Origin of the sequence: Stenotrophomonas acidaminiphila (assembly GCA_002951995.1) — a bacterium.
Lineage (GTDB): Bacteria > Pseudomonadota > Gammaproteobacteria > Xanthomonadales > Xanthomonadaceae > Stenotrophomonas > Stenotrophomonas acidaminiphila_A.
Map to the genome: position 1 here is coordinate 2,826,984 of CP019797.1, position 25,443 is coordinate 2,852,426.

The window sequence follows — 25,443 nt, forward strand, 5'->3', positions numbered from 1 at the left end:
CCCGCCCTTCGTCGTGTTGCACAGGACTTCGATGGATCAGAAGCGCTGGGTGTACTTCATGTAGATGTAGCGACCGATGTCGAAGCCGCCGTAGTAGGCGAAATCGCTGTTCGGCGCCGAGTACTGCAGCGAACCACGGTGGTTGAACACGTTGTTCGCACCCAGGGCGATGGTGGCATCCCACGGCGCCTTGTAGCTGACCTGCAGGTCGTGGAAGGTGTTGGAACCGGTGCTGCGCAGCGGCTCCCACTCGCCATTGGCGTAACGGTCGGCCAGGTCGCACCAGCCGTCGGCCAGGCTGACGCAGCCTTCCTTCATGCCCGAGTAGTAGCGCGCGGTGTAGTTGGCACCGAAGTTGCCGTACTCCCAGTTCACGCCCAGGTTCGAACGCACGCGGAAGATGCCCGGGCTGCCGACGTTGCCGATGATGATGGTGTCGCCGGCCTTGTTCTGGCCGACTTCATCGTACTTGGCGGTGTAGGTGGTCTGCCAATCCAGCGAGATCTGGCCGATGGCCAGTTCCGGCAGGCGATACTTGACACCCAGGTCGTAGCCTTCGGTCTCCATCTGGCCCAGGTTGGCCAGGCCGTAGAACATCTCGCTGATGTGACCATCGGCGGCGCGCACGATGCCGGCGCAACGGCTGCTGTTGCCCAGCACGTAGCAGTCGCGCAGGATGCGGTCGACGCTGTCGGAGATGATCATGTCCTTGATCTGGTAGTTGTACCAGTCAAGCGAGATGTCCAGACCCTGCACCCAGCGCGGGCTCCACACCAGACCCACGGTCTTGCTGGTGGAGGTTTCCGGCTTCAGGTTCGGGTTGGAACCGGAGATGAACTGATCCGGGGTGGCGCACGGCCAGGTGGTGCACGGAATCAGGCCCTGACCCAGCTGCTTGTAGTCCGGTGCGACGCCCGCGGCGGTGCAGGCGGCATTGCCGGCGACGCTGCCGGCCACGCCGACCGAGCACGGATCGGTGTACTTCTCGAAGCTCGAACCCAGGCCGCCGTACATGTTGTCGACCGACGGTGCGCGGAAGCCTTCGGCGTAGGTGCCGCGGACCAGCAGCTCATCCATCGGCCGCCAGGTCACGCCGAACTTGCCGTTCACGGTGCCACCGAAGTTGCTGTAGTCCGAGTAACGGCCGGCAACGTTGACGGTCAGTTCCTTGGCGAAGGCCATGTCGGCCAGCACCGGCACGTTGAGCTCGAGGTAGACCTCGTCCAGCTCGTACTTGCCGTTGGTGGTGGTCTGGCCCAGGCCGGTGTATTCGCCCGACTGCATGAAGGCGTCCGGCACGAAGCGGCCTTCTTCCTCGCGGTGCTCGACGCCGATGGCGAAGCCCAGGTCGCCTGCCGGCAGGGTCATGATCGAACCGGCCAGGTCAGCGGTGAACGACGTGGTCTTGGTCACGCCGGTGGTGGTGAAGGACGGGAACAGGAAGTTCTGCAGGTCCTTGTCGGCCAGCGAGCCCGGGCCGGCCACGCCGGCCGGCAGCAGCGGGTTCCACGCATAGCAGCCTTCGATCGGCTTGGCCGCGGTGCCGCAGCGGGCAACGCCGTTGGCATCGATGAACGACGGGCCCAGGGCCTGGCGCGCGGCGATCAGGCTCATGTCGCCGTGGTTGGTCTTGGTCGACTCGTTGCGGTTGAACAGCGCACCGACGTTCCAGTCGAACGACTTGTCGGCGAACTCGAAGAAGCCACTGATGGTCGGCGCGAAGCGCAGGGTCTTCAGCTTGCTTTCGGTGGTGCGCGGCATTTCCCACAGGCGGCGGCGGAACTCGACGTCCTGGCCGATCGGGTTGAACGCGCTGTCAGCCGACAGCGGGGTGCCGAACGACTGCGACTGGTACGGGTAACCGGCGATCTGCTGATCGGTGGTGCGCTCGTTGTACAGGATGTCGGCGTTGAACGACACGCTGTCGGTGAAATCGTAGTTGCCGTTCACGTAGACCGACTTACGCTCGATGCCGGTCTGCAGCATCATCTGCTGGTTGGCGTTGGCGTATTCGGCCGGGGTGATCGGGTGGTAGTCGTTCGGGTTGGTCGGATCGCCGCCCGGATTCAGCGTCTGCCAGATCGGGCTCTTGTCCTTGGTCGGCTTGCAGTCGCCGAACACGCGCGGATCGCACCACACGCCGTTCGGGCCGATCGGGCTCAGGTCACCGGCGGTGGTGTTGGGGCCCTTGCCGCCGTCACGGGAGAACCAGCGGTCCTTGGCCATCACCGGGTCCTGCTTGGAGTACTCGGCGGACAGGGTGATGCCACCGCGCTCGCCTTCCGAGCCCATGGTGAAGGAGTACTGGTTGGTTTCGCCGTCGCCCTCGCCGTACTGGCCCAGGTAGACCTGCGCTTCGGCGCCGTCGAAGCGCTTGCGGGTGATCACGTTGACCACGCCGGCGATGGCGTCCGAACCGTAGATGGCCGAGGCGCCGTCCTTCAGGACTTCGATGCGCTCGATGGCCGACATCGGGATCTGGCTCAGGTCCTGGTAGCCGCCCGTGGTGGCGCCCAGGCGCTTGCCGTTCATCAGCACCAGGGTGCGGTTGGCGCCCAGGTTGCGGATGTCGATGTAGTAGCCGCCCACGTTCTCACCGGAGGCCAGGGCCTCGGAACGGGAGATGGCCGGCGAGCCGGCCGAGGTCATGTTCTGCAGTACGTCGGCGACCGAGGTGAAGCCCTGCTTTTCCAGGTTCTCGCGGCTCAGGGTCAGGATCGGCTGCTGCGTCTCCATGTTTGCGCCGCGGATGCGCGAGCCGGTGACTTCCAGGCGGTCCAGCGTGGTGGCGCCGGCAGCGGCGTCCTGCGCGGAGGCGAAAGCGGGGGTCAGCGCAATGGCGATGCCGGCCGGGAGCAGGCCCAGCCGCACTGCGGGAGTACGAAACTTCATGAATCTCTCCGGTTACGTTAGTGGTGTGTTAAACACCCCTGAACGTTACGTTCGTACCGAAGCCATGGGTTTGCGCGAAGCAGTCGCAAACTTTGCCGAATGTGGCGGGAGGCTGGCGCACGCCGCTTCGCGGTAGCGGCTGGCAGGAACGCCGAAACGCGCGCGGAAGGCGCGGGCGAAACTGCAGCAGTTGTCGAAGCCACTGGCCGCGGCGACCTCGCTGATCATCATGTCGGTATCGCGCAGCAGCTGGGCCGCGCGCTCCAGGCGCAGGCGCGCGGACAGCGACTGCGGGCTTTCCTCGTACAGGCTCTGGAAGGTCTTGGACAGGTACCAGCTGGAGAAGTTGGTCAGCTCGGCCAGCTCGCCGATGCGCACCACGCGGTGGCTGTTGCCCTCCAGGTACATGCGCGCGCGCTGCATGCGGCCGAACACCTGGCGCTTGCGCAGGCGCGAGCGCCCCGGGCAGCGCTGCACGCCCTCGGAAAAGTCGCGCTGCAGCGAGGCCACGTGCAGCAGCAACGGGCGCAGCACGTGGGAACCGGGCTCGCGTGCCTGGGCCTCGCGCCACAGGCCCAGCGCGGTGCGCGCCTCGGCCCGGCTCATGACGCCGTGGCCGGCATACAGGCCGCTGTCGGCCAGATCACCCAGGGTGCGCAGCGCAGCGGCGTCCAGCGCCACGCCGATGCACAGCCCGTCGCGGCTGGCCTGGATCAGCGGGCGCGAGTCCTTCTCGAACGCGATCCACTCGCGCTGGCGCAGGCGGAAGCGGCCTTCCCTGGATTCCACCCAGGCACTGCCGCGCAGCTGCATCCACACCGTGAACACCGTGCCCGATGTCTGCAGGCTGCCCAGGCGGGCGACGCCCACGCAGTTCGGGCGCGGACCGTCCTCCGGCTGCTTCTCGAACGAAACCGACTGGCCGCGATCGACCCAGGCCACCTGTCGCATGACTCACCATCATTTGCCTTCAATGGCCGATGGTTTTGCCAACTCTGGCGGCAGTCGTCAGGAAGTTGCGACGAGAACCTTCCGAATTCTTCCGGAACCGCGAACGAAGAAATCACGAATCCGGTTTTCCCAACAGGGGCAACCACTTGAGCACGCCCAGCGAGGGTCGCGAGGGTGCTTCGGGGACCGGCATGATGCCGATGTCGGTGCCATCGGACACCGCCAGCGGCACGTATACCGCGGCGCCATCGGGCGCCACGCTGAACCCGTTGGTGGCGGCCGCGGCGCGTGCCTCGAGGCAGCGCGGCGGTTGTGTCTGGTCGAGCCGGCTCAGCTGCACCGAGCATCCGTCATCCTGGCGCAGGTACGCGACCGCGCCATCGCCGCCCAGGGCCCAGGTGCGGAAGCGCCAGCGGGTCGGCACCTCCCCGCTGAGCTCATGGAAACTGCCCGGCGCCAGCGCGGCATCGGCCGACCACAGCCCGCCTTCGGCCAGCCGGGTGAACAACACCCGCTGCGTCGCGCGGTCGTAGCGCACCTGCGACACGCCGGCCACCTGCGCGACCCGCCGCCACTGGCCGCCGCCGCGGTCGAACAGGGACAACGTGGCCGGGCCGTCGCCCTCGCTGCCGATCACGAACACCAGATGCGGGGCGGGGCCATAGACGGCCTGCAGCGGTTCGGCAACCGGCACCGGCAGCCGCTTCCATTGCCCCTGCTCGGGCACGACTTCGTAGATGCCGGGCCGGCCGTCGTCGTCACGGCCGCTGACCAGCACCTGGCGGCTGTCGGGCGACCAGTCCGGTGACTGCCGCGCCTCGGGGCGGAAGCCGTCCACCGGGCGCAGGGAATCGGACTGCCCCAGCCGCGCCCACCACAGCGCGAACGCACCGGAGCGGTTGGAAGTGAACACCAGTTGCTGGCCGTCGGGCGCGATCATCGGCTGGGCATCGCGCCCGGACGACGCGAACAGCCGTTCCTTGCGTCCGGGATCGTCCAGCGGGACCCGGAACAGGCCGAACTGCGGCGCGCGGTGCATGAAGGCGAGCAGCGTGCCCATGCCGGCCACGCTGGGACTCTGCGCGTCATCCACGCCCAGGTCCTTGAGCAGGCCCGAACGCAGGTCCACCTGGTACAACCGCGATTCGCTGTCTATGCGCCGCCCGAACACGATGGCGTGCTCGCCCAGCCAGGCCCAGCCGCGCATCTCCGCGCTGCCGCTGGTGACGCGGCGGGCGTCGCCGCCATTGGCGTCCATCACCCACACCGCGCCCAGCTGCGGGTTGCGGGTGAATCCAAGCTGGCGGCCGTCGGGCGAGTAGCGCGGCGCGTAATCGAAGTCGCCTTCGCCCCGCGCGTAATCCAGCACCGTCCAGCGTCCCGTTGCCAGGTCCAGGGTGCGGATGCCGGGCGCACCGTGGGGGCCGGTCATCGAGCCGAACACCAGCCCGCGCCCATCCGGCGTCCAGCTGAAGCTGAGCATCTCGGCGCCATCGCAGGCCGTGGCGCGGCGCGCACTGCCGCCGGTGGCGCCGACCACCAGCACCTCGCAGCTGCCGCCGGCGGCGAACCGTGCGAACGCGATCTCGCGCCCATCCGGCGACCACGCCGGGAACCGGTCCATGGCACCCGCGGGCGCCTTCACCAGCGTCGCAGACGTGGTGCTGCCGGTGCTCTGCACCTTGAGCGTCGAACCGCCATCGCTTTCGTCGGCAAAGGCGACCAGCGCGCCATCGGGCGACAACGCCGGGAACGTGCCGAATCCCTGGCTGGCGGTGATCAGGCGGTACGGACGCTGCGGACTGCCGATCACGCCGGTACCGTCGGCCGTGACCGCGTCCGGCGCGCGCGCGGCGACCGGGCGCTGCCACAGCAGCCAGGCCATCGTCAGCGAGCTGCACAACAGCAGCAGGCCCACCACCAGCAGCAGGCGACGCCGTGCGCGGCGCCAGAATCCGGCGGCCCTGGCTGCATCCGGCAGCGCCGCGGTGCCCGTCGCATCTGCCGCATCTGCCGCATCCACCGGCTGCGCCACCGCGTCGGCGGCCGGCGAAGGTGCTTCTTCCTGCTCCTTCGCCCACGCCACCGGCGCGCGCAGCCGATAGCCGGTCTTGGCGATCGTTTCGATGTACTCCTGTCCCTGCGGGAACGCGCCACCGGCGGACAACGCCTTGCGCAGCTGGGTGACCGCCTGGGTCAATACGTCGTTGGTCGGCAGGGTGTCGGGCCACACCTGCGCGAACAGTTCATCGCGGGTCACCACATTGCCGGCGCCACGCGCCAGCACCAGCAGCACGCCGATCGCCTTGGGCGTGAGCCGCACGCTGCGACGGGCGCCAGGGGCATGCACCTCGCGCGATGGCAGGACGACCAGGCAGTCGCCGATATGCAGGCGTTCAGGGGGAGAAAGAGCGCTGTTGATGGGTTCCATGCCGGTCAGGGATTGAATCGCTGGAGGGCATCGTCCTGTGCCCGCCCCCTGGTGGTGTTGCCGCCAGTGAACCGCCAAATTCCGCAAATGGCGTCAACGCAAAGAGCAAATGTTTCAAGGCGCGCGGATATTAGCCTATGGCAGTTACCCGTGTACCCATGCGGGACGACACCAGGCTCTCTCTCGCCGACGCAATCCACATAATCCGTTTCAGAATTCGCGCCCCAGGGCGCGATTTTTTTATCTGCCGTTCATTCTTCGGCAAACGCCCCGGCACGCAGCAATCACGCAAACCCGCGTGATTGCTGCGTGCGCGGCCAATACGCGCCGCCGCACCGTTGTCACCGGTGCGGGCAATTCAACAAGCTGAAGAAAACATAAAGACAGATTCACGCCACTGCGCCCGTCCGCCGCGTGCCGCGGGCGCGGCGGCAATCACCGCCGTGCCCGCGCGGCAACGCGGCACCGCGCGGGCACCGGCGCATCACTCGGCGCGGTACACCTGCGCACCCTGCGCGCGGAATGCCCTGGACTTCTCCTCCATTCCGGCCGCCAGCGCGCCGGCGGCGTCCAACCCGCGCTCGGCCGCGTAATCGCGCACGTCCTGGGTGATCTTCATCGAGCAGAAGTGCGGGCCGCACATCGAGCAGAAGTGGGCCAGCTTGTGCGCCTCCTTCGGCAGCGTCTCGTCGTGGAATTCCCTGGCCTTCTCCGGATCCAGGCCGAGGTGGAACTGGTCCTCCCACCGGAACTCGAAGCGCGCCTTGCTCAGCGCGTTGTCGCGCACCTGCGCACCGGGATGGCCCTTGGCCAGGTCCGCCGCGTGCGCGGCGATCTTGTAGGCCATGATGCCGTCGCGCACGTCCTGGCGGTTGGGCAGGCCGAGGTGTTCCTTCGGCGTGACGTAACAGAGCATCGCGGTGCCGTACCAGCCGATCATCGCCGCGCCGATCGCGCTGGTGATGTGGTCGTAGCCCGGCGCGATGTCGGTGGTCAGCGGCCCGAGCGTGTAGAACGGCGCCTCGCCGCACTCGCGCAGCTGCTTGTCCATGTTCTCCCTGATCAACTGCATCGGCACGTGGCCGGGGCCTTCGATCATGGTCTGCACGTCGTGCTTCCACGCGATCTTCGTCAACTCGCCCAGCGTCTCCAGCTCGCCGAACTGGGCCGCGTCGTTGGCGTCGGCGATGCAGCCCGGGCGCAGGCCGTCGCCGAGCGAGAAGGCCACGTCATAGGCCTTCATGATTTCGCAGATCTCCTCGAAGTGGGTGTAGAGGAAGTTCTCCCGGTGGTGCGCCAGGCACCATTTGGCCATGATCGAGCCACCGCGCGACACGATGCCGGTGGTGCGCGCGGCGGTGAGCGGTACGTAGCGCAGCAGCACGCCGGCGTGGATGGTGAAGTAGTCCACGCCCTGCTCCGCCTGCTCGACCAGGGTGTCGCGGAACATTTCCCAGGTCAGTTCCTCGGCGCGGCCATCGACTTTCTCCAGCGCCTGGTAGATCGGCACGGTGCCGATCGGCACCGGCGAATTGCGGATGATCCATTCGCGGGTTTCGTGGATGTGCTTGCCGGTGGACAGGTCCATCACCGTGTCGGCGCCCCAGCGGATCGCCCAGACCAGCTTCTCCACTTCCTCGGCGATGCCCGAGGACACCGCGCTGTTGCCGATGTTGGCGTTGATCTTGGTGAGGAAGTTGCGGCCGATGATCATCGGCTCGCATTCCGGATGATTGATGTTGCACGGCAGGATCGCGCGGCCGCGGGCGATTTCGTCGCGTACGAATTCGGCGGTGATGCGGGGCGGCAAGGCGGCGCCGAAGTGCTCGCCCGGGTGTTGCTTCAGCAGCTGCGCGTCGCGCACCTCGTCCAGCCGCTGGTTCTCGCGGATCGCGACGAACTCCATTTCCGGGGTGACGATGCCACGCCGCGCGTAGTGCATCTGGGTGACGTTGGCACCGGCGCGCGCACGCCGCGGCAGGCTGCGCGCGGGGAAGCGCACCGCCTCCAGCGCCGGGTCGCGCGCGCGGCCACGGCCGAACGCCGAACCCAGCTGGGCCAGGCATTCGCTGTCGCCGCGTTCCTCGATCCATGCACGGCGCAATGCCGGCAACCCGGCGCACAGGTCGATGCGCGCGTCCGGGTCGGTGTAGGGGCCGGACGTGTCGTAGACCGTGACCGGCGGGTTGTGCTCGCCCCCGAACAGGGTCGGCGTGCGGGTCAGCGCGATCTCGCGCATCGGCACCCGCAGGTCCGGGCGCGAGCCGGGCACGTGGATCCTGCGCGAGCCGGGGATCGGCTGCGTGAGCGATCCGGAGAGTTGCTGTGCCTGCTGCTGCAGGGCGGAAAGCGGTGCATTCATCGGGCGTCGTCCTCTTGGAGGCCCACGCGGATGCACGGGCCGGACGAAGCGAAGGCGCGCCGCCACCGGCGCATGGACGCAGCCTGGGCAGGCGTCCACGCACGGCAACATTGCGAAGCTTCCCTACGCCGGTATCAACCGGATCAGGTTCCAAGGGACTGTCTCAACCGTGGCGCCAACGCCGCGGTACCCCGCTTCGGGCGGCATTAGAACACGAAGCGGCCGGCCGGGTGGAACGCGCGGCCGGCACGCCACCGGCGCGGGCCGCGTGGCGGCGACGCGGCGGGCACTAACGAATTCGTGACGTCGGGTTCAGTAGGATGCGCCGCTGCCGCCGCCAGGCGGCCCCGTGCCGCCATGCCGGCCTCCCTCCTTCCGTGTCCGCGGGCAACCGGTTACGCCATGACCGGCGCCGCGGCGACCGGTTCCGCTGCAAGCCCTGGCTCGCTCCCCATCCCCAGATCGGAGAAGCTCCTCCATGGTGTTTCGTGTTTCCATCGCGCTGGTCGCCGCCCTGGTGCTGCTGGCCGGCATCGCCCCCGGCCCCTTCAACGACGTGGTGCAGGCCGTGCTGGTCGACGTCGTGCGCAGCGTCGGCTGGCTGTACCTGCTGATCGTGTTCCTGACGCTGACCTTCCTGCTGTACCTGGCGTTCGGCCGTTTCGGCAACCTGCGCATCGGCGGCGAGGACGCCGAGCCGGACTTCTCGCGCGCCAGCTGGCTGGCGATGCTGTTCGCCACCGGCATGGGCATCGGCCTGGTGTTCTGGGGCGCGGCCGAGCCGATCTCGCATTTCTCCAAGCCGCCCGAAGGGCTGCCGCCGCAAAGCGTGGACGCGGCGCGCGCGGCGATGCGCTACGCCTTCTTCCACTGGGGCCTGCACCCGTGGGCGATCTACGCCCTGATCGGGCTGGCGATGGCGTGGTTCCAGTACAACCGCAACGGCCGCGGCCTGATCAGCGACATGCTGCAACCGCTGATCGGGCGCCACCACCGCGGCGCCATCGGCCACGCGGTCAACATCGCCGCGGTGGTGGCCACCGCGATCGGCGTGGCCACCACGCTGGGCTTCGGCACCATCCAGATCGCCGCCGGACTGCAGCGCGTGTTCGGCATCCACGCCACCGTCGCGGCGCAGCTGGGCATCATCGCCATCGCCTTCGTGCTGTACATGGCCTCGACCCTGAGCGGCGTGGACCGTGGCATCAAGTGGCTGTCCAACTGCAACCTGCTGCTGGCCGCGCTGCTGCTGGCCGCGGTGCTGGTGCTGGGGCCGACCGGCTTCATCTTCGACACCTTCACCACCACCCTCGGCGCCTACCTCAACCAGCTGGTGACCATGAGCCTGCGCATGTCGCCGTTCTCGGGCAGCACGTGGGTGGCGGACTGGACGATCTTCTACTGGGCCTGGTGGATCGCCTGGGCGCCGTTCGTGGGCGCGTTCATCGCCCGTGTGTCGCGCGGGCGCAGCGTGCGCGAGTTCGTGGTCGGCGTGGTGCTGGCGCCGACGCTGCTTGGTTTCGTGTGGTTCTCAGTATTCGGCGGCAGTGCGCTGTGGGCGCAGATCAGCGGCCACGCCGACCTGCTGCAGGCACTGGGCAACGGCTATGAGACGGTGCTGTTCGCGCTGTTCGACAGCCTGCCCGGCGGCTTGCTGCTGTCGGGCATCGCGCTGGTGCTGCTGGTGATCTTCTTCGTCACCTCGGCCGATTCGGCGGTGCTGGTGCTGGCCAGCATGTCCACCGACGAAGCCGGCGATCCGCCGCCGGCGCGCAAGGCGGTATGGGGCGTGGCGGTGGCGCTGATCGCCGCGGCCCTGCTGCTGGCCGGCGGGCTGGACGCGCTGCAGGGCATGATCACCATCGCCGCGTTGCCGTTCGCGCTGCTGATGGTGATGGTGATGGTGTGCCTGTACCGCGTGCTGGACCTGGAGTACCAGCTGGAACGGCGCCGCGCGCAGCGCGCGCGGCATGCCGTGCAGGCGTGGATCGAACGCGAGATGGCCGCGCAGGAAGAGGCTGGAGAGCAGAAGTGAGCGGGGCGGCGGAGTGAGTTAACGCCAAGGAATGAGTGAACAGGAGTGAGAAAAGGCAACAGCGGCTCCGCGGTTGCCTGCCATCTCCGCATCATTCCGTCATTGGCGCGCAGGCGGGAAGCGCCTTCCAACGCACGCATGCCTGGTAATGACGGCATCCAGGCCTTTTCTCACTCCTCACTCCTCTTCACTCACTCCTGGCCTCATCAGTAGCCCGCGGCCTGGCCGTCCTTGCGGCTCTCCGACGCACCGTAGTACACGCCGGTGGCGGGATCGCGCATGATCGCCTGGTAGCCACCGTAGGGGCCGTCGGCGAACACCACGCGATGGCCCTTGCGCATCAACGCGCGGATGGTCTCGTAGGGGAAGCCGGTTTCCAGGTTGACCTCGCCGCCGTCGCGCATCGCCGTGCCCTGCCCGGTCGGTTCGGTCGAGCCCTCGTGCTGGATGCGCGGCGCGTCGCCGGCTTCCTGCAGGTTCATGCCGAAGTCCACCAGGTTCATCACGATCTGCGCGTGGCCCTGCGGCTGCATCGCCCCGCCCATCACCCCGAAACTGGCGAACGGCTTGCCGTCCCTGGTGATGAACGCCGGGATGATGGTCTGGAACGGGCGCTTGCCCGGCGCGTAGCCGTTGGGATGGCCATCCTGCAGCACGAACATCTCACCCCGGTCCTGCAGGATGAAGCCCAGCCCCGGCGGCGCCATGCCGCTGCCCATGCCGCGGTAATTGGACTGGATCAGCGAGACCATCATGCCGTCGGCATCGGCCACGGTCATGTAGATGGTGTCGCCCTCCTCCAGTTGCCTGGGCGTGCCCGGCTGGGCCTCCTTCAGCGCCGTATCCATGGAGATCAGCGCGCGCCGCTGCGCCGCGTAGTCCTTGGACACCAGCCGCTGCACCGGCGCCGGCGAGAACGCCGGGTCGGCATAGAAACGCGCACGGTCGGCGAAGGCCAGCTTCTTGGCCTCGACGAACAGGTGCACGTGCTCGGGCGAGCCGAACGCGATCTTCGTAAAGTCGTAGCCTTCCAGGATGTTGAGGATCTGCAGCGCGGCGATACCCTGGCTGTTGGGCGGCAGTTCCCACACGTCGTAGCCACGGTAATTGCTGCTTACCGGTTCGACCCATTCGCCCTGGTGGCTGGCCAGGTCCGCATACGACAGGAAACCGCCGTTGGCCCTGAAATAGGCGTCGATGGTGCGCGCGATGTCGCCCTTGTAGAACGCGTCGCGGCCGCCATCGGCGATTTTCTGCAGGGTGTCGGCCAGGTTCGGGTTGCGCCACAGCTCGCCCTTGCGCGGGGCGCGACCATCGACGGTGAACTGTTCCTTGAAGCCGGGGTACGGCGACAGCCGCGGCACCGAACGGTCCCAGTAGTAGGCGATCACCTCGGCCACCGGGTGGCCGTCGCGCGCGTAGCGGATCGCCGGGGCCAGGTTGTCGGCCATGGGCTTGCGCCCGAAGCGCGCGTGCAGCGCGAACCAGCCATCGACCGCGCCGGGCACCGACACCGGCAGCGGCCCGGTGGCGGGAATCTCCTTCAGCCCGCGGCGCTGCAACTCGGCCAGGGTGAGCGACTTCGGCGAGCGGCCCGAGCCGTTGTAGCCATACAGCTTCTGCGTCTTCGGGTCCCAGACGATGGCGAACAGGTCGCCTCCGATGCCGTTGCCGGTCGGCTCCATCAGCCCGAGCGCGGCGTTGGCGGCGATCGCCGCATCCACCGCCGAACCGCCGGACTTCATCACGTCCAGCGCGATCTGCGTGGCCAGCGGCTGCGAGGTCGCGGCCATCGCGTGCGGCGCGATCACCTCCGAGCGGGTGGCGAAGCCCGGCCCGGTGATGCGGTCGGCGGCATGCAGGGCGGGAACGGCGAGGCAGGACAACAGCAGCAGCGGCAGGCGTTTCATCGGCGGGACCGGCAACCAGAACGGATGCCGACGATAACCGGGCCGCCGCCGCCCGCGCATGTGCCACCCCGTACGCTGCCGTGTCCATCGCCCCGTATCCCGCAATGCGCGGCGCGGGTGTGGCGTCCGGCCGCTGCATGCATGGCGGCCGGCGCGATGCTCTTACGTTCCTCTTACGTCCGTGCTCTATCACGTTGCCCCGAAACAACACACGCCTGCCGGTGCCCGCTGCACCGGTGGGCAGCGCAGGTTTCCATCAAAGGGGCAATCCAATGCAAATGTCTTCCCAGCGCCGCCAGGGCGGCTTCACCCTTGTCGAGATGGCCGTGGTGCTGGTCATCATCGGCGTGATCATCGGTGCGGTGATGATCGGCCGCGACGTGCAGCGCAACGCCGAGTACACCCGCATCAAGCAGAAGTTCGTCGACCAGTGGGTGGTCACCTACAACAGCTACCACCAGCGCTACGGCGCGCCGATCGGCGACAACCAGTCCGCCCCGCAGCTGATGGTCAACGGCACCCACTTCACCGGCTTCTCCGGCGGCGACATGAGCCAGAACGCCACCGAGCCGGCGCTGATCTGCTCCGGCACCGATGCGCTGCCGACCAGCAACGGCCTGACCCGCACCCGCGAGGGCGACACCGGCTTCGACCTGCGCGACCTGGTGCGCAAGGCCGGCATCACCCTGCCGCCGGGCCGCGGCGAGGGCAAGGAAGACCGCTACGCCTACCTGGACACCAACGGCAACCCGCAGGAAATCCGCGTGTGCTTCGGCTGGAACCGGCCCGGCACGCTGTGGGGCTCGGGCAACGCGATGATCATCACCGGGCTGACCCCGGACCTGGCGCGCGCGCTGGACCAGATGATCGACGGCAAGCCCGACGCCAGCAACGGCGCCTTCCGCCAGGTCGGCATCCAGGCCCGTACCGCCACCGCCTCCGGCGGCGCGACCTCGGCCAACGCCATCGGCACCGAATGGGGCGGCAACAACACCGGTTCGATGTCCGCGGCCGTCACCGACGGCCAGACCTTCGGCACCGGCACCGACGACGACCAGGTCATGACCGTCGTCGCCAGCTACAAGATGAACCAGTAAGCCGATGCGCCGGCCCTCCCTGCTCGCACGCCTGCGCCAATCGCGCCGCACCTCGCTGTTGCTGTTCGCCGCCACCCTGGCTTCGCTGGTGGTGGCGGCGGTGTGGTTCATCAAGGAACGCTCGGCCCTGGCCGACGCCTACCAGCGCCTGGGCGACCGCAACCAGTTGCTGTCCGAGGCCAAGGTGCGCGAGCAGGAGACGCGGCTGCGCGTGGAGCACGCCAATTCCGCGCGCCAGCTGCTGGCCAGCGCCCAGGCCAACGGGCTGCTGCCCGGCGCCTGGGGCGAACGCCTGATCAACCTGCGCCAGAGCCAGATGCACCGCGAGGAAGCGCTGCCGCTGCTGGCCACCGTGCAGCGTTCGCCGGACCACCTGTTCGGCGCCGAATCCTTCGAGATCGCCGTCACCCATCCGGACGAGGGGCTGTTCGACCCGCCCGGCAGCGTCGACCGCCGGCCCGCGCCGCTGTCGGTGACCCTGCGCGGCAGCCTGCTGTTCCAGACCGCCGACGACACCGGCACCCACGGGAATCCCCTGCCATGAGCCTGCTCCACGTCATCCAGCAACAGGGCCACTGGCTGCTGTTCGACGGTGCCACCGTGACCCGCAGCGACAGCCGCCCGCGGTTGGCCGGTGCGGCCGTGGTGGTCAGCGATTTCGAGAATGCGGTCAGCAACGTCATCTCGCTCGAAGGCAGCCCCGCGCACGCGGTCGCGCTGATCGAACGGCGCCTGCGTTCGGACGGCATGATCGACGGCGAAAGCAAGATCCTGATCCACCGCACGCGCAGCATCGGCGCCGGCTACCAGACCCTGTTCACCGCGGTTCCGCTGGACCTGTGGCAGCAGACCTACGCCTGGGCGGAGGCGCAGCCGGACCATTGCCTGCTGATCCCGTTCACCTCGCTGCTGTTCAAGTCGCTGCGGCCGGGCCTCGGCCTGGTGCTGCAGTCCGGCCGCCAGGTCAGCGTGCTGGCGGTGCTCAAGCACGACATGATCTACCGCACCGCGCTGGCCTACAGCGAGGATCCGTCGGACATGGCGATGACCGTCGGCGCGCTCGCCGAACAATTCGCCGAGGACCTGGGCAGCGGCGAGGACAGCCTCGAGCCATTGGCCCTGCACTGGTGCCCGGTGCTGGTGCCGCGCCCGGATGCGGGGCAGCCGTGGAGCGACGATGCGCTGCGCGAGGTGTTTGCCGTGCGCAGCGGCCTGCGGGTGGACAGCGTGCCGCTGCGGGTGGTGCGTGACGAGCAGGGCAACGAGTACCGCAGCGGCATCGGCTGGATCCAGTCCCAGGCCCGGCCCGGGATCGCCATCAATCCGCTGGCCAGCCGCCTGGCGTGGAGCGCCGAGTCGCTGTTGCCGGTGGCCAGTGCCGCGTCGCTGGTGTTCGCGCTGATCCTTGCCGCCCTGGGCGCCCGCTGGGCGCTGACCGGCAGCGAGGCCAGCGCACGCGCCGACGAAGTGGGCAGCGAGATCGAAGCGATCGAGCAGCGGATCGCGGCGATGCAGGCGCAGCAGGCCATGCCCGAAGGCTTCGCCGGCGTGCAGGCCTTCATCGAACGCGCCACGCGCCTGCAGGACGGCGCCGACCCCAGCGCCAGCCTGGCCCAGGTGCGGGATGCCGCCGCCGGGCAGGTACGCATCCTGCGGGTGAAGCTGGAAGAGCCGCCAGTCGCACCGCGTAATCCCGGCATGCCCGCCGCACCCACCCCGCTGCCGGGCGACTACACGCTGCGCGTGGACGGCGTGGCCGACCCGTGGCGCGGTACCCCGGGCATGCAGGTACCGGCCTTCGTCGAGGGCCTGCGCCGGGCCGGCTTCGATCCACAGCCGGTCGATCCGCAGGGCGGTGGCATGAACACCCGTTCGGCCGGCGGCTTCTTCTCCTATCTGCTCAAGCGCCCGCCGGCTGCGGCGGCAGAGGTCCGTCCATGAAGATCAAGTTCATCGCCGCCATCGCGCTCGTGGTGTGGCTGGCGGTCACCGGCTGGCTGGCGACGATGGTCGTGGTCAAGCCCGCGGTGCTGCAACTGGGCAACGACGCCGACGAAACCGCCGCCATGGTGGAGCTGCGCAGCGCCATCGCCCACAACCAGAAGATGCAGGCGCAGGTCGAACGGCTGCGCCGCAGCGTACCCATCGGAGATGGCCAGCCGCTGCTGGCGTTGCCGCTGGCCACCCCGCCCGCCAGCGAAGGCAGCCCGTCGTCCGCCCTCGCTGGCGGCGCGGAAACCCAGGCCGCGCACAGCGTCTCGCTGGTGCTGGTGGCCAATGGCCGGCACAGCGCGGTGGTCGACGGGCAGCGCGTACAGCGCGGCTCGCGCCTGGCCAGCGGTGCGCGCGTGGATGCCATTGGCCCGGACTGGGTACGCATCCGCAACGCGGCCGGCGAACTGGCCACGCTGCCGGTGCCCTCGCCGTACACCCACGCCGCGGGGAACAGCGATGAACCCGCGCTACAGGAAGCCCCTGCTGTGGGGCACCGGCCTGATCGCCGGCGGTGCCCTGGCGATCCTGGCGGTGCGGCATTCCGGCGATGCGGCCGCGCCCGCCGCCCCGCCGGCGGCCGCGGCGCAGGCCCAAGCCGCCGCCGAACCGCAGGCCACGCCCGCGGGTGCGGACACGCCACCATGGCTGCAGGCCGACGCCTCGGCCGGCGGCAGCGCCATGCAGCGCGCGGCGGCCGCGACGTCGCCCCCGGTAGCGGCCACGGCAACGGACATCGGCCGCTCGCTGGCCGACATCCGCCTGAAGTCCGGCAACAACATGCGCATGGCCGACGACCTGCTGGCCCAGCTCGACCAGCTCGAGAAATCCGGCAAGGCGCCTGCCGACGTACGCCTGGACGCACTGCGCAACAACCTGCTGATCGCCAAGCGCGCGCAGGCGCTGGCGGTGGAACTGGCCGAGTCCACGCAGAAGCCGGACAGCCCGGCACAGCGCCAGCGCAACGCCGCCATCCTGGCCGAACTGCAGCAGTTGCAGGGCCAGCTGCGCTACGACGTGGCACCGGCCAACCTGCCCGCGGCACCGGGCCGGGCGCAGTGACATGCGGCCACGCCACCGCCCGGCACGGCTCGGCCCCGGCACCCGCAGCGGCTTTTCGCTGGTGGAGCTGGCCGTGGTCATCGGCGTGCTCGGGCTGCTGACCATGACCGCGCTGTCCGCCTTCGACAACCTCGGCCAGGCACGCCGCCACAATGCCGCCCGCGCCCATGCCGAGAATGCACGGCAGGCGCTGCATGCGTTCGCGCTGCGCAACAAGCGCCTGCCGTGCCCCGACCTGTCGGGCACCGGCGACAGTGGCTTCGAGGGCAGCAACGGCGCCTGCAGCACCACCGGCAACGTCGGCTGGCTGCCCTATGCCAGCCTCGGCCTGGAGCTGCCGGTACGCGGCGAGCGCCTGCGCTACGGCGTGTACCGCGGCACCGCCAACACCGACCTGGTCGCCCCGGCGCGCGAATCGGCCGACCAGCCGGACCTGGAGTACATCGGCGGCTTCGGTTCGGCGCTGTCGCGCATCGTCGCCACCACCACCACCGCGCCGCAGGCCAGCCAGCCGCACTACATCAGTGGCGGCACCCCCACGCAGTGCGGCGGCGGTGGCACCGGCACGCGCATGGTCAACCCCGCGTTCGTGCTGGTGGCCCCGGTCGGCTCGCGCGACGGCGGCGGCGGCGACGGCGGCTTCGATGGCGCCAACAACCGCGCCTTCGCCCAGGGCAACGGTACCTGCGTCACCCCGCCCGATTACCCCGGCGACGAGCGCTACGACGATCTCGTCGTCGCCGAAAGCGCCACCGCCCTGCTCGGCTGGCTGATGGCCACCACGCGCTGACCGCCGATGCCCTTCCTTCTGCCTTCCACCGCATCCTTCCAAGGTACAGAACCGATGAATCCCAACGCCCGCACCGCCCGCGTCCCACACCGCCCCACGGTCAGAACGCTCGTCAGCGCGATCGGCGCGTTGACCCTGGCCGCCTGCAGCAACATGCCGCCGCGCAGCGTGCAGGAACTTCCGCCGACCGAGTACAAGGCGCTGGAGCGCAGCGGCACGGCCATCGTCGAGGAATCGAAGAAGCTGGCCGCCCAGCAGGACCGCATGCGCGAACAGGTCGAGCAGCGCATGCAGCAGCAGGCCGAGGCCGCCGCGCCGGTGGCGCCGGCCTACGACCCGCTGGAGAACACCGTGGTCAGCATCAGCATGTTCAACGCCGACGTCGGCCAGCTGCTGTGGGCGCTGGCCGACGAGCTGAAGATGAACCTGATCGTCGACCCGCAGGTGCTGGAACAGCGCCAGCGCACCAGCCTGCACCTGCGCAACGTCAGCGCGCGCGAGGTCTACAACCACATCCTGGGCGCGTTCGACCTGCACGGCGAGATCCGCGGCGGCGCGCTGGTGGTCGGGCAGGTGCGCGAACGCATCTTCAACGTGGACCTGCTGAACGCCAGCACGTCCTTCGACCTGTCCACCGGCGGCGACGTGTTCGGCGCCGGCATCCAGAGCGCCGGCGGCGGCGGCCAGTCGCTGCGTGGCACGCTCACCATGAGCGGCAGCGTCGGCAAGGACAGCGACCCCTACAAGCAGCTGGATTCCGCGCTCAAGGTGATCCTGGGCAGTGACGAGCAGGCCGCCACCGCGCGTGGCCCGGACGCGCCGCCGGCGCCGGAGAAGAGCCGTTACAGCCTGGACCCCAGCTCCGGCACCCTGTACGTGCGCGCCCGTCCGTCGCAGATCCGCGCGGTGGAGGAACTGGTCGGCCACACCACGGCCAAGATGCGCCGCCAGGTGCTGGTGGAAGCGCAGATCCTGGACGTCTCGCTCAACGACAACTTCCAGTACGGCGTGGACTGGAACCTGCTGCGCAACCGCGTGGCCGGCATCTACGGCGACAGCCCGGCCACCATCGCGCCGCTGCCCGGCACCCCCGCCAACCCCGACCTCGGCATCCCCGAAAATCCCAACCTGCTGCCCTACCAGCGCTATGGCCGCTATGGCGACCAGGCGCGCAACATCATCTTCCCCAACCAGACGCTGGGCTCGGTGGCCGGGCGCGGGCTGGGCATCAGCTACCTGACCGACACGTTCTCGGCCGCACTCAACGCGCTGCGCACCTTCGGCAACGTCAAGGTGCTGTCCAACCCCAGCGTACGCGTGCGCAACGGCAGCCCGGCCTACCTGAGCGTGGGCTCCAACATCCGCTACGTCACCAAGTCCACCAGCAACTTCTCCAATACCGGCGGTGGCACCGCGTACAACCAGTCCACCGACATCCAGACCGATTCGCTGTTCTCCGGGGTGGTGATCGGCGTGGCGCCGATCGTGCACGACAACGGCGGCGTCGAACTGCTGGTGCACCCGATGCAGACCGAGGTGGTGCCCGGCAGCCTGGAGCTGCAGAAGTTCCCCAACGGCAATGCGGTCACCCTGCCGGTGGTCAACGTCAAGGGCATCACCACCACGCTCAACCTGCGCGATGGCGACACCGTGCTGCTCGGCGGGCTGATCGACCAGAAGGCCAACCTCAACGACAGCGGCATCCCCGGCCTGTCCGACGTACCGGCGTTCGGCAAGCTGTTCGGGTCGCGCGCCAAGCAACAGAGCACCCGCGAACTGGTGCTGGTGCTGCGGGTGAAGGTGATATGAGCCTGATCCACGACGCGCTGCGGGAACACGACGCGCCGGCGCTGCCGGTGCGGCCGGCGCCGCGCGCGTCCTGGTGGGCACGGCGGGCGCCGTCCACCCGCGGCCCCCTGCTGTTCGCGGCAGCCGGCCTGGGCGGCTTCGTGCTGGCCGGCGCGGTGCTGTTGGGCCTGGGCGCGCGCGGCACCGCCGCGCCGTCGGCGGTCGCCGGCAGCGGCGCCGCCCCGCCCACCACGGCGACGACCCTCGCCACAGTGCCCGCGGCGCCGGCCGTGGCCCCCGCGCCCGCCCCGGCGCCGACGGCCAGCGCCGCGAGCGTGGCGGTACAACCACCGGAATCCACGCCGGCGGTCGTTCCCGCGCCGCAGCCGGCGTCCGACACGCCCGCAAGCAACACGCCGGGCGTCGCCACGCCGGCCCCGGCCCGGTCGGCGCCGCTGCCGGCGACCGCCGCCAACGACAGCGCCGCGCCTGCGATCCACATCGAGGTCGAACGCCGCAGCGGCGCCGCCCCGGCCGATGCCGGCGGTGACGGCCGCGCGGTGGAACAGGCCGTGGCCGATGTCGAGCGCGCGATGGCCGGCGGCGACCTGGACAACGCCCGCCAGGCACTGGCGCGGCTGGATGGCCTGCTCTCGCCGGAGAGCCTGACCCTGCTGCGCATGCAGGCCTGGGTCGCGCATGCCGGCAACGACACCGACCAGGCCGAAGCGTTGTACCGCCGGATCGCCGAGCGCGTTCCCGAAGACGTGAACGCCGGGGTCAACATCGCCCTGCTCGACGCCCGCCGCGGCGACGCCGACGCCGCCCGCGCGCGGCTGGCACGGCTGTCCGGCCGCCATCCGCGCTCGCCGCAGGTGGCCCGCGCGCTGGCCGAACTGGACCGCGGCGCGCCATGAACCCGGCCCTGGCCCGCCACCTGCAGACGCTGGGGCTGGAACGCGCGCCGTTCCCGCCCACGCCCGATGCCGCGGCGTGGTTCCAGACCGCGCGGCTGGAGGCCGAGCGGGTCGAGGCCGCGCACTGCCTGCGTACCCGCGCCGGCTTCGTGCTGCTGACCGGCGAGATCGGCACCGGCAAGAGCACCTTCCTGCGCCGGCTGCTGGTCGCGCTCGGTGGCGAAGGCATGGTCACCTCGCTGGTGTTCAACACCTTCCTGCAGGGCCCGGACCTGCTGGCCGCGGTACTGCGGGACTTCGGCCTGGAAGCGCGCGGCACGCCGGCGGCGGACATCGACACCCTCAACCGCTTCCTGGTCCAGCAATGGCGCGCGCAGGTGACCTGCGTGCTGATGATCGACGACGCGCAGAACCTGACCCTGGAAAGCCTGGAACTGCTGCGCCTGCTCACCAACCTGGAAACCGGCCAGGAAAAGCTGCTGCAGATCGTCCTGGCCGGGCAACCGGAACTGCGCGCCAACCTGGAACAGCCCTGCATCCGCCAACTGACCAGCCGCATCTGCAAGCACGTGCAGCTCGACGTCCTGGCCGCTGACGAAGTGCAGCGCTACGTGCATTTCCGCCTGGATGCCGCCGGCAATCCCAGCCCCGGCATCCGCCTGCGCGCCGATGCCGCGCTGGCGCTGCACCGCGCCAGCGGCGGCAACCCGCGCCGCATCCACCAGATCATGGACCGCTGCCTGTATGGCCTGTACGCGATGCCGGCGCAGGCGCGGGTGATCGACCCGGCGCTGGTGCGTACCGCCGCCGCCGAAGCCGGCGCGCGCCCGCTGGCACGCCGCCTGCGGCGCACGCGGCCGGCGCTGGCCACCGCCGCCTCGCTGGCCGGGGTGCTGGCCGCGACACTGCTGGCGCTGGCGCTGCGCGGCGCCGATTCACGCGCCGGCGATGCCCCGCCGGCAGCCGCGGCGATGCCGCTGCAGGCCACCGCCGCGCCCGCCGGCGACGACCACGCGGACTGGAACGACTGTCTGCGCCGCCTGGGCCAGGCCGGAGTGCAGGTGCAGGCGGTCACCGATGCCTGGCTGGCACGGCTGCCCACGCGCGAAGGCCTGTGCCTGCAGCGGCTGGCCGACGGCTGGCAGGCGGGATGGCGTGCGCGGCTGCGCGCGGAGGATTTCCTGGCCGCGCAGGACCAGCGCGCGCGCGTGCTGGCGGTGCAGGTGCTGCTGCAGGCCGATGGCCTGTATGGCGGCCCCCTCGATGGCCTCTACGGGCCGCGGATGCGCGCGGCCATCGCGCGCTTCCAGCAATACAGCGGGCTCCCCTCCAGCGGCGCCCCCGACCCGGCGACCCTGTTCCTGTTCGACACCCTGCTGGCGGCCCGCGCCGCCACTTCGTCCACTTCCCCGGAAACGCAACACCATGGCAACGGTTGATCCCACCCCCGCCCGCCCGCGATCCCGTCCGCCGTGCAGCGCGACGGCACGCGCCTGGGCGAACGCCTGCTCGAACGCGGCCTGATCGACGCCACCCAGCTGCAGTACGCACTGCAGAAGAACGAGGTCGAGAAACAGCGCCTGGGCCGCGTCCTGATCCGCCACGGCCTGGCCAACGAATCGGACATCGTGCGCGTGCTGGCCGAGATGAACGGCATCGAGTACGTGCAGGTGGACACGCTGGCGCATGCCGAACCGCAGGTGCTGGCGATGTTCAACCGCGAACTGTGCCAGCTGCGCCAGTTCCTGCCGCTGCGGCGCAGCGGCGATGCGCTGGAAGTGCTGCTCGGCGATGCCGACACCCAGGCCGTGGGGCAGCTGGTGCTGCAGCGCTGCGGCCTGCGCTGTCGCTTCCTGCAGGGCGAATACGGCAAGGTCGCGCGGCTGATCCGCCACACCTACTACTTCGCGCAGAACCCGGTCGAAAGCCTGCTCGAACGCGAGATAAAGCGGCTGTCGACCGACAACGACCATGCCTACAGCCCGGAAAAGCTGCTGGACTACCTGCTGCACTATGCGGTGCGCGAGCGCACAACGGACATCCACCTGGCGCCTTCCGACGACAGCCTGCACGTGCTGTTCCGCGTGGACGGCGTGCTGCGGCCGATGTTCGCCATGCCGCTCACCCTCAACCGCCTGCTCGGCTACATCAAGCTGACCGCGGAAATGGACATCTCCGAACAGCGCCGCCCGCAGGACGGCAGCTTCCGCGCCACGGTGCTGGATTCGGCGGTGACGGTGCGCGTGTCGACCCTGATCACCGATGCCGGCGAGCGCACCGTCATGCGCCTGCTGCCCGAGCACAGCGACCTGGCCGGGCTGGAGGAACTGGGCTTCTTCGCCGAGGACGTGGCGGTGCTGGAACGCCTGTTCGCGCGCCCGGCCGGGCTGGTGCTGATCACCGGCCCCACCGGCTCGGGCAAGAGCTCCTCGCTGCATGCCGCGCTGCGGATGCAGTCGCTGATCGAGCGCAACGTACTTACCGTCGAGGACCCCATCGAATACCGCGTGCCCGGCGCCGGCCAGACCGAGGTCAACCGTCGCGCCGGCTACGAGTTCAGCTCCGCGCTGCGGCATTTCCTGCGCCACGACCCGGACGTGATCCTGCTGGGCGAAATGCGCGACGCCGAGACCGCGCAGGCGGCGCTGGAAGCGGCGGCCACCGGCCACCTGGTGCTCTCGACCCTGCACGTGACCACCGTGTTCGGCGTGGTCCCGCGGCTGCGCCCGCTGGGGCTGGAGGCGCAGGTCATCGCCGACAACCTGCTGGCCGTGGTCAACCAGCGCCTGGTGCGCCAGAACTGCCCGTTCTGCGCCCACGAAGTGCCCTTCAGCGAGCGCGAACTGGAATGGCTGGACCTGCCGGCCGGCAGCTGCGGCAAGCGCGGCGCCGGCTGCGAGCGCTGCCGCGGCAGCGGCTTCCATGGCCGCCTGCCGGTGTACGACATCATGGTGGTGGACGAAGCGCTGGCCAACGGCATCGCCGACGACGTCAGCCGCGAGACGCTGCGCAGCCTGGCCATGAACGCCGGCTTCCGCAGCATCGAGGACGTCGCCAGGGCGCGCGTCATCGCCGGCCAGACCACCAGCGAGGAAGTGATGCGCGTGGCCGGCGTGGGGCCGGCGCCATGAACGTCTACTACTACCGCCTGCTGCTCTCCAGCGGCCGCGTGCGCGCCGGCGTCACCCAGTTGTCGGTCGAACACGATTCGTCGGCGCGGATGTGGCTGGAAAAGAACTTCGACGCGGTCGTGCTCACCCTGTACCGCTTCCCCGGTTGGCTGGCCGAAGCGCAGCGCACCATCACCCAGCTGGTCAAGCCGAGCATCCGCTCGGTGGAGCTGGCCGGGATGCTGCGCGACCTGGCGGTGATGACCTCCAGCGGCATCCCGATCATGGAATCGCTGCGTGCGGTGGCCAACGAGGTCGGCGGTGGCCGCACCTCCAACGCCGCCCGGCTGGCGCGCCGGCTGCTGGACGAACTGGATGCCGGCGCCTCGCTCAGCGACGCGGTGTCGCGTTACCCGGACGCGTTCCCGGAGACCGTGCGCAACCTGCTGATGATCGGCGACGAAACCGGCACCATGGACAAGATGCTGATGGAGTCGGCCGACCACATCGAACGCATCTCCAAGATGACCGCCGACACCCGCCAGGCGCTGATCTACCCGGCGTTCGTGTTCTCGGCGATCTTCGCCGCCGGCGGCTTCTGGATCTACTACGTCATCCCCAACCTGGCCGACCTGTTCAAGCAGATGAACGCCAAACTGCCGCCGCTGACCATCGCGGTGATGAAGGGCTCGGAATGGCTGATCGGCCACATCGGCTTCATCGCCGTGGCCATGGTGGTGTCCGCGTTCGTGCTGTGGGTGGCCTGGCGCTACAGCCGCGGCTTCCGCCGCGCCGCGCACTACACCCTGCACAAGCTGCCCATCGCCAGGACCATCATGTACTCCTCGGGGCTGGCGTTCTTCACCGAGTACATGGCGCTGCTGATCCGCGCCGGCGTGGACATGGTCAGCAGCCTGCAGGTGATGGAACGGGCGATGCGCGACGAGTACTACCGCGACCGCATCATCGCCATCCGCCAGGTACTGGAGCGCGGCGACCGGGTGTCCGCGGCGATGCGCCAGGTCGGCGGCTTCCCCTCGATGATGGTGCGCATGATCGGCGTCGGCGAGGAGACCGGCACCCTGGATTCGCAGTTCGCGCGCCTGTCGGCCGAGTACAGCCTGCGCCTGCAGCGGCTGATCACCAATCTGTCCGAAGTCATCAAGCCGGTGGTGGTGCTGCTGGCCGGCGGCATGTTCGTGTTCCTGATCGTCGCCCTGCTGCTGCCCGTCTACGACCTGGTCAAGCAGGCCATCGCTTCCCCGCAGTTCTGAGGATCCCGTCATGCAGCGTGCTTCCCGCCCCCTTCCGTCGGCCGCCGGCTTCACCCTGATGGAGATGTCGGTGGTGCTGGTGATCATCGCGCTAATCATCGGCGCGGTCAGCGTCGGCCGCGACGTCTACCGCAGCGCCGAGGCCGAACGCATCGGCAGCGAGTTCGTGCAGGGCTGGATCGTGGCCTACGACCGCTACGTGCAACAGAGCGGCGTGGTCCCCGGCGATACCCCGGCCAACCCCAGCGGCCGCATCAACGGCCAGCTCGACCGCAACGGCCGCGAGCTGTGCGACGACCCGGGCAACTTCGCCCTGCGCAAGGCCATGCTCGAACGCGGCGTCGCGCTGCCGCAGGGGCGCGCCGAGGGCATGGAGTCGTTCTACGTCTACCGCGACAGCCAGGGCAACCCGCAGCAGCTGCAGGTGTGCTTCGACACCGTCGTCGACTGGGCCGAACCCACACCCACCGGCGGCTACCAGCCGCGGGTGCGCAACATCATGGTGCTCAAGGGCCTGACCCCGGAGCTGGCCAACCAGCTCGACGCGCGCATCGACGGCCGCATCGACGCCTGTTTCGGCCGCCTGCGCGAGCAGGCGCCGATTCCCAAGTACAGCGGCGGCAGCAGCCTGTGCAATGTCGCCGTCGGCAGCAGCAGCGCATCGCAGCCGCGGCCATGGACCGAGGACGACACCCAGACCCGCAACGGCCGCGAGGACGGCCTGGTCAAGGTGATGACCGGCTACCTGCGGATGAACCAGTGACCCCGTTTCCGCTTTCCCCAACGGCCATTCAGGACACCCGTCATGAACCAGCCCACACGTCTTCCACCC

General features: G+C 69.6%; 18 protein-coding genes and 1 riboswitch. Of the genes, 12 read left to right on the forward strand and 6 right to left on the reverse strand.

The window, feature by feature from the left end:
• Nucleotides 1-36 precede the first annotated feature (36 nt).
• The 4 genes from B1L07_12665 to B1L07_12680 form a co-directional block, all read right to left on the reverse strand.
• The gene (locus B1L07_12665; GenBank protein AUZ55787.1) at nt 37-2,892 is read right to left on the reverse strand and encodes a TonB-dependent receptor; all 2,856 of its coding nucleotides are present in this window, start codon (nt 2,890-2,892) and stop codon (nt 37-39) included.
• Between the two features lie 45 nt (nt 2,893-2,937).
• Nucleotides 2,938-3,843, reverse strand: coding sequence for an AraC family transcriptional regulator (locus B1L07_12670; protein AUZ55788.1), 906 nt, complete (start codon nt 3,841-3,843; stop codon nt 2,938-2,940).
• A 112-nt stretch (nt 3,844-3,955) separates the two neighbouring features.
• The gene (locus B1L07_12675; protein ID AUZ56594.1) at nt 3,956-6,265 is read right to left on the reverse strand and encodes a transcriptional regulator; all 2,310 of its coding nucleotides are present in this window, start codon (nt 6,263-6,265) and stop codon (nt 3,956-3,958) included.
• Nucleotides 6,266-6,758: 493 nt separating this feature from the next.
• Nucleotides 6,759-8,636: a phosphomethylpyrimidine synthase ThiC gene (locus B1L07_12680; GenBank protein ID AUZ55789.1), complete on the reverse strand. Its 1,878-nt coding sequence runs from the start codon at nt 8,634-8,636 to the stop codon at nt 6,759-6,761.
• Between the two features lie 101 nt (nt 8,637-8,737).
• Nucleotides 8,738-8,840, reverse strand: a riboswitch (TPP riboswitch).
• 274 nt (nt 8,841-9,114) lie between these two features.
• On the opposite strand from B1L07_12680, the gene B1L07_12685 reads away from it, so the two are divergent.
• Complete coding sequence (locus tag B1L07_12685) at nt 9,115-10,671, forward strand: glycine/betaine ABC transporter permease (protein AUZ55790.1); 1,557 nt, start codon at nt 9,115-9,117, stop codon at nt 10,669-10,671.
• Between the two features lie 206 nt (nt 10,672-10,877).
• Here the strand turns inward: B1L07_12685 and B1L07_12690 are convergent, their stop codons facing one another.
• On the reverse strand, nt 10,878-12,581 hold the full coding sequence (locus B1L07_12690) for a gamma-glutamyltransferase (GenBank protein AUZ55791.1): 1,704 nt from the start codon (nt 12,579-12,581) through the stop codon (nt 10,878-10,880).
• A gap of 272 nt (nt 12,582-12,853) precedes the next feature.
• On the opposite strand from B1L07_12690, the gene B1L07_12695 reads away from it, so the two are divergent.
• From B1L07_12695 to B1L07_12705, 3 genes are read left to right on the forward strand one after another with little or no spacing between them, the layout of a single operon-like run.
• Nucleotides 12,854-13,678, forward strand: a complete 825-nt coding sequence (locus tag B1L07_12695; GenBank protein AUZ55792.1) for a prepilin-type N-terminal cleavage/methylation domain-containing protein — start codon at nt 12,854-12,856, stop codon at nt 13,676-13,678.
• Nucleotides 13,679-13,682: 4 nt separating this feature from the next.
• A complete protein-coding gene (locus tag B1L07_12700; GenBank protein ID AUZ55793.1) occupies nt 13,683-14,222 on the forward strand; it encodes a hypothetical protein in 540 nt (179 codons plus the stop codon).
• Nucleotides 14,219-15,619 carry a hypothetical protein gene (locus B1L07_12705; protein ID AUZ55794.1) on the forward strand — a complete coding sequence of 467 codons (1,401 nt, stop codon included), beginning with the start codon at nt 14,219-14,221 and terminating at the stop codon, nt 15,617-15,619. The genes B1L07_12700 and B1L07_12705 overlap by 4 nt, the downstream gene beginning before the upstream one ends.
• Here B1L07_12705 and B1L07_12710 read toward each other — a convergent pair.
• The gene (locus B1L07_12710; protein ID AUZ55795.1) at nt 15,579-16,109 is read right to left on the reverse strand and encodes a hypothetical protein; all 531 of its coding nucleotides are present in this window, start codon (nt 16,107-16,109) and stop codon (nt 15,579-15,581) included. The genes B1L07_12705 and B1L07_12710 overlap by 41 nt on opposite strands.
• 20 nt (nt 16,110-16,129) lie before the next feature.
• Between B1L07_12710 and B1L07_12715 the strand changes: the two genes are divergently transcribed.
• The 8 genes from B1L07_12715 (at nt 16,130) to B1L07_12750 (ending at nt 25,374) form a co-directional block, all read left to right on the forward strand.
• Nucleotides 16,130-16,732, forward strand: a complete 603-nt coding sequence (locus B1L07_12715) for a hypothetical protein (GenBank protein AUZ55796.1) — start codon at nt 16,130-16,132, stop codon at nt 16,730-16,732.
• Nucleotide 16,733: 1 nt separating this feature from the next.
• A complete protein-coding gene (locus tag B1L07_12720) occupies nt 16,734-17,522 on the forward strand; it encodes a hypothetical protein (protein ID AUZ55797.1) in 789 nt (262 codons plus the stop codon).
• Between the two features lie 120 nt (nt 17,523-17,642).
• Nucleotides 17,643-19,331, forward strand: a complete 1,689-nt coding sequence (locus tag B1L07_12725) for a pilus (MSHA type) biogenesis protein MshL (GenBank protein ID AUZ56595.1) — start codon at nt 17,643-17,645, stop codon at nt 19,329-19,331.
• On the forward strand, nt 19,328-20,227 hold the full coding sequence (locus B1L07_12730) for a hypothetical protein (protein ID AUZ55798.1): 900 nt from the start codon (nt 19,328-19,330) through the stop codon (nt 20,225-20,227). The genes B1L07_12725 and B1L07_12730 overlap by 4 nt, the downstream gene beginning before the upstream one ends.
• Nucleotides 20,224-21,666, forward strand: a complete 1,443-nt coding sequence (locus B1L07_12735; GenBank protein AUZ55799.1) for a hypothetical protein — start codon at nt 20,224-20,226, stop codon at nt 21,664-21,666. The genes B1L07_12730 and B1L07_12735 overlap by 4 nt, the downstream gene beginning before the upstream one ends.
• 66 nt (nt 21,667-21,732) lie before the next feature.
• Complete coding sequence (locus B1L07_12740; GenBank protein AUZ56596.1) at nt 21,733-23,358, forward strand: secretion system protein; 1,626 nt, start codon at nt 21,733-21,735, stop codon at nt 23,356-23,358.
• Nucleotides 23,355-24,611, forward strand: coding sequence for a secretion system protein (locus B1L07_12745; GenBank protein ID AUZ55800.1), 1,257 nt, complete (start codon nt 23,355-23,357; stop codon nt 24,609-24,611). The genes B1L07_12740 and B1L07_12745 overlap by 4 nt, the downstream gene beginning before the upstream one ends.
• Before the next feature lie 10 nt (nt 24,612-24,621).
• Nucleotides 24,622-25,374 (forward strand): hypothetical protein, encoded by a 753-nt coding sequence (locus tag B1L07_12750; protein AUZ55801.1) that lies wholly within the window; start codon nt 24,622-24,624, stop codon nt 25,372-25,374.
• Nucleotides 25,375-25,443: the final 69 nt, after the last annotated feature.